At 61.0% G+C, this 2534-nt stretch carries 3 protein-coding genes; all 3 read right to left on the bottom strand.

From position 1 onward, the window contains the following. Positions 1–1027: 1027 nt before the first annotated feature. Entirely contained in the window at positions 1028–1339 is a 312-nt protein-coding gene (locus tag ACIQ2X_RS16410) for a hypothetical protein (RefSeq protein WP_396180074.1), read from the bottom strand. A 175-nt stretch (positions 1340–1514) separates the two neighbouring features. Beyond that, positions 1515–1799: a hypothetical protein gene (locus ACIQ2X_RS16405; protein WP_396180073.1), complete on the bottom strand. Its 285-nt coding sequence runs from the start codon at positions 1797–1799 to the stop codon at positions 1515–1517. A 198-nt stretch (positions 1800–1997) separates the two neighbouring features. Beyond that, positions 1998–2534, bottom strand: a 537-nt coding sequence (locus ACIQ2X_RS16400) for a YdeI/OmpD-associated family protein (protein ID WP_396180072.1), incomplete at its 5' end; no start/stop codon positions are given.

Here is a 2534-nt window from a genome sequence, read left to right as displayed (position 1 = left end):
GCATCTCCTTGGTGAATGCAGCCATCGTCGGCCCTCACTGGCTCACCACTTGAGCCTGCTGAACTTCGTCGCTAATCAGGTCTCCACTTGTGCCCCACAACCCAAGTTGTCTGACCAAGAAGTAGCCAACGGAAAGCGCGTGCTCTGACAGCTGGCTGGACTGCACCTTGGGCGAACTCCAGGATCCAAGTGTCAAAAGCGGTCGAACGTACGCATTGAGAGAGCACGAGTGCTCCCGGACCGGCCGTTGCATCCATGATCTTCGACCTAAGCGCGAGGGAGACATGCTCAACTGAGGCGATCGCAGCTACCGCGGCTCTATCCTCGGTCTGCATTCGGCCCCAGGTGATCCAGTGAGCAAGCAGGGTCCAAAGTGCATTGGCGACGTCCCGTGGATCAGAGTTCGAAGCCAGATCGGGAAGCGTTTCACGGGCGGCACTTCGGACTTGAGGCACCCAGTCATTCAGGCGCCGAAGCGCGAGAGCAATCACGAACGCACTCGGTGCGCTACCAGAGTTGACGCGCAAGGCCGCCTCTCTCTTGCGCCCATCTGGGCTGCAGAGGTCGAGCCAAGAGGTGAAACGACGCGGGCGAACCCAAAACTTCCATGAGGCCTCTCGGGCACTGTATTCAGCGGCCCACAGCTCGGCCCTTATCGCTTTCTCCCAGAGGTCCATACTCCTCAAGGCAAGCGATTTGGTCTCGGCGGAGACGCGTGCCATCAAGGCCGCAGCTTCGCTTGAGGTTGTTCCAGCCGAGAGTGCCCTGCGGATGGCGGTAGCGAGTGCTGGATGATCGTCGAGGACACCTTGCATTGTCATTGCGCCGCCTAACGTTCGAGCTAACCCCGACCGCGGAGGCGGGACGGCTTGCCCGTGCGGTGCAGCATAAACCAGCGCGCCGCGCGGGCAAGCTGGCCTGCCGTAGCGGGTCGGGGGCTGAGCGAGGGGTTAGGCCTCATGCTAGCGAGCTGGCTGACTTTCCTCGGGTTGCGACCACTGACGTTACTCACTTGCGATGTCGCTACTCACTTGCCTCGCTCGTTTCTTGATCGCTCGATTGCTGCCCTTACCTCCGTAACTACCGCAGAGAGCGCCTCTTCGACACTCCCGAACTCGTAGTGTCGGAACTGGCCCTCTTCTGACTCTGTGTACAGATAGTCGACGTCACAGCAGCCATTTGGCCAGACACCGATGCTGGTGAGGCAATGCTCGCCCTCCACCCGAACCTGCAGACCGCTCTCGCCCATGACTTTTGAGGGGGCATGAGCCAGTTCTTCAGCGGTGAGCTTTGTCTGGAGAACTGCAAACAGCGCGGCGATGTCGAGGGATGTGCTCATGAGGCCTAACGTTCGAGCTAACCCCGACCACGGAGGCAGGACGGCTTGCCCGTGCGGTGCAGCATAAACCAGCGCGCCGCGCGGGCAAGCTGGCCTGCCGTAGCGGGTCGGGGGCTGAGCGAGGGGTTAGGCGTCACTGCGCGCGCCGCCTTGGCTAGAAGCATGCGGTGAGGCCTCAGTCTGCCGAAGTTAGGCGGGTCGGATACCCGGGTTTGAAGACCTTGCCTTTGAAGCGGATGTGCCAGTCAGGATCGAAGTCGCGAAAGGGAAAGATCTGGAGACCTCCCTCAATCGCGGCAACGTGAACCGGAAGCAAATCGGGGTTTGGCCTTGCCAGCAACTCGATCTGCAGCCCTGGAGCTAGAAACACCTCTTCGCAAGTCATCTCTAGGAATAAGCGAAGCTCGTGCTTGGTGTCGTTGCTGAACTCACCAACGATGACGTACTCTGAAGGTTGCATCTTTGTGTGGTGTTCCTACGTGCGTGGGGCACGAGATCGTGGGTTCTTGTGACGCCTAACGTTCGAGCTAACCCCGACCGCGGAGGCGGGACGGCTTGCGCGCGCGGTGCAGCATAAACCAGCGCGCCGCGCGGGCAAGACGGCCTGCCGTAGCGGGTCGGGGGCTGAGCGAGGGGTTAGGCGTCATCGCGGCGGCGCTCAAGTGAGGTTGGCAATGATTGCAGCCACTCGGCGCGAGCGGGTGGTGGGCGACTTACCCGCGTGCACATGCTCGGTGCTGGTGCGACGAGCGTACTCAGTGATTGCGTTCCACCTCGCCTGGAGAACTGGCGAGCTTTTCAGCGCGTGCTCGAGCTCGACGGGTAGCGCAGTGCTTGCCAACCAAAGCGTGACGTTCAGTTTGTCCCCAACTGCGATGCCGGCTTTCTTGCAGAAGGGTGATGTGAACTCGACAAACCAGGGCGACTTGTCCGTCGCGTCCCACCTCTTGATGCTTCGGCGGCCCATGAGGTTGCCGTTGACAGTACCTTCGACGATCTCGGTGGAGTGAAGCTTGAGTGCCTGCGCCTTGTCGCTTGGCAACACGAGATAGACAGGAAGCTTGAGGTGCTTGCGTTCGAGTTCTGCGACGAAGGTGACGCGCGTTGTGTTCATGACGCCTAACGTTCGAGCTAACCCCGACCACGGAGGCGGGACGGCTTGCCCGTGCGGTGCAGCATAAACCAGCGCGCCGCA

The sequence above is a fragment of the Flavobacterium sp. genome (assembly GCF_044368625.1).
GTDB lineage: Bacteria > Bacteroidota > Bacteroidia > Flavobacteriales > Flavobacteriaceae > Flavobacterium.
The sequence above is the reverse complement of the archived record's forward strand: the minus strand, read 5'-3'. Positions and strand labels throughout refer to the sequence as shown.

What these genes read in the sequence shown, in the direction of transcription:
- ACIQ2X_RS16410 (WP_396180074.1), bottom strand. Translation starts at nt 1,339, where the DNA reads ATGAGCACATCCCTCGACATCGCCGCGCTGTTTGCAGTTCTCCAGACA.
- ACIQ2X_RS16405 (WP_396180073.1), bottom strand. Translation starts at nt 1,799, where the DNA reads ATGCAACCTTCAGAGTACGTCATCGTTGGTGAGTTCAGCAACGACACC.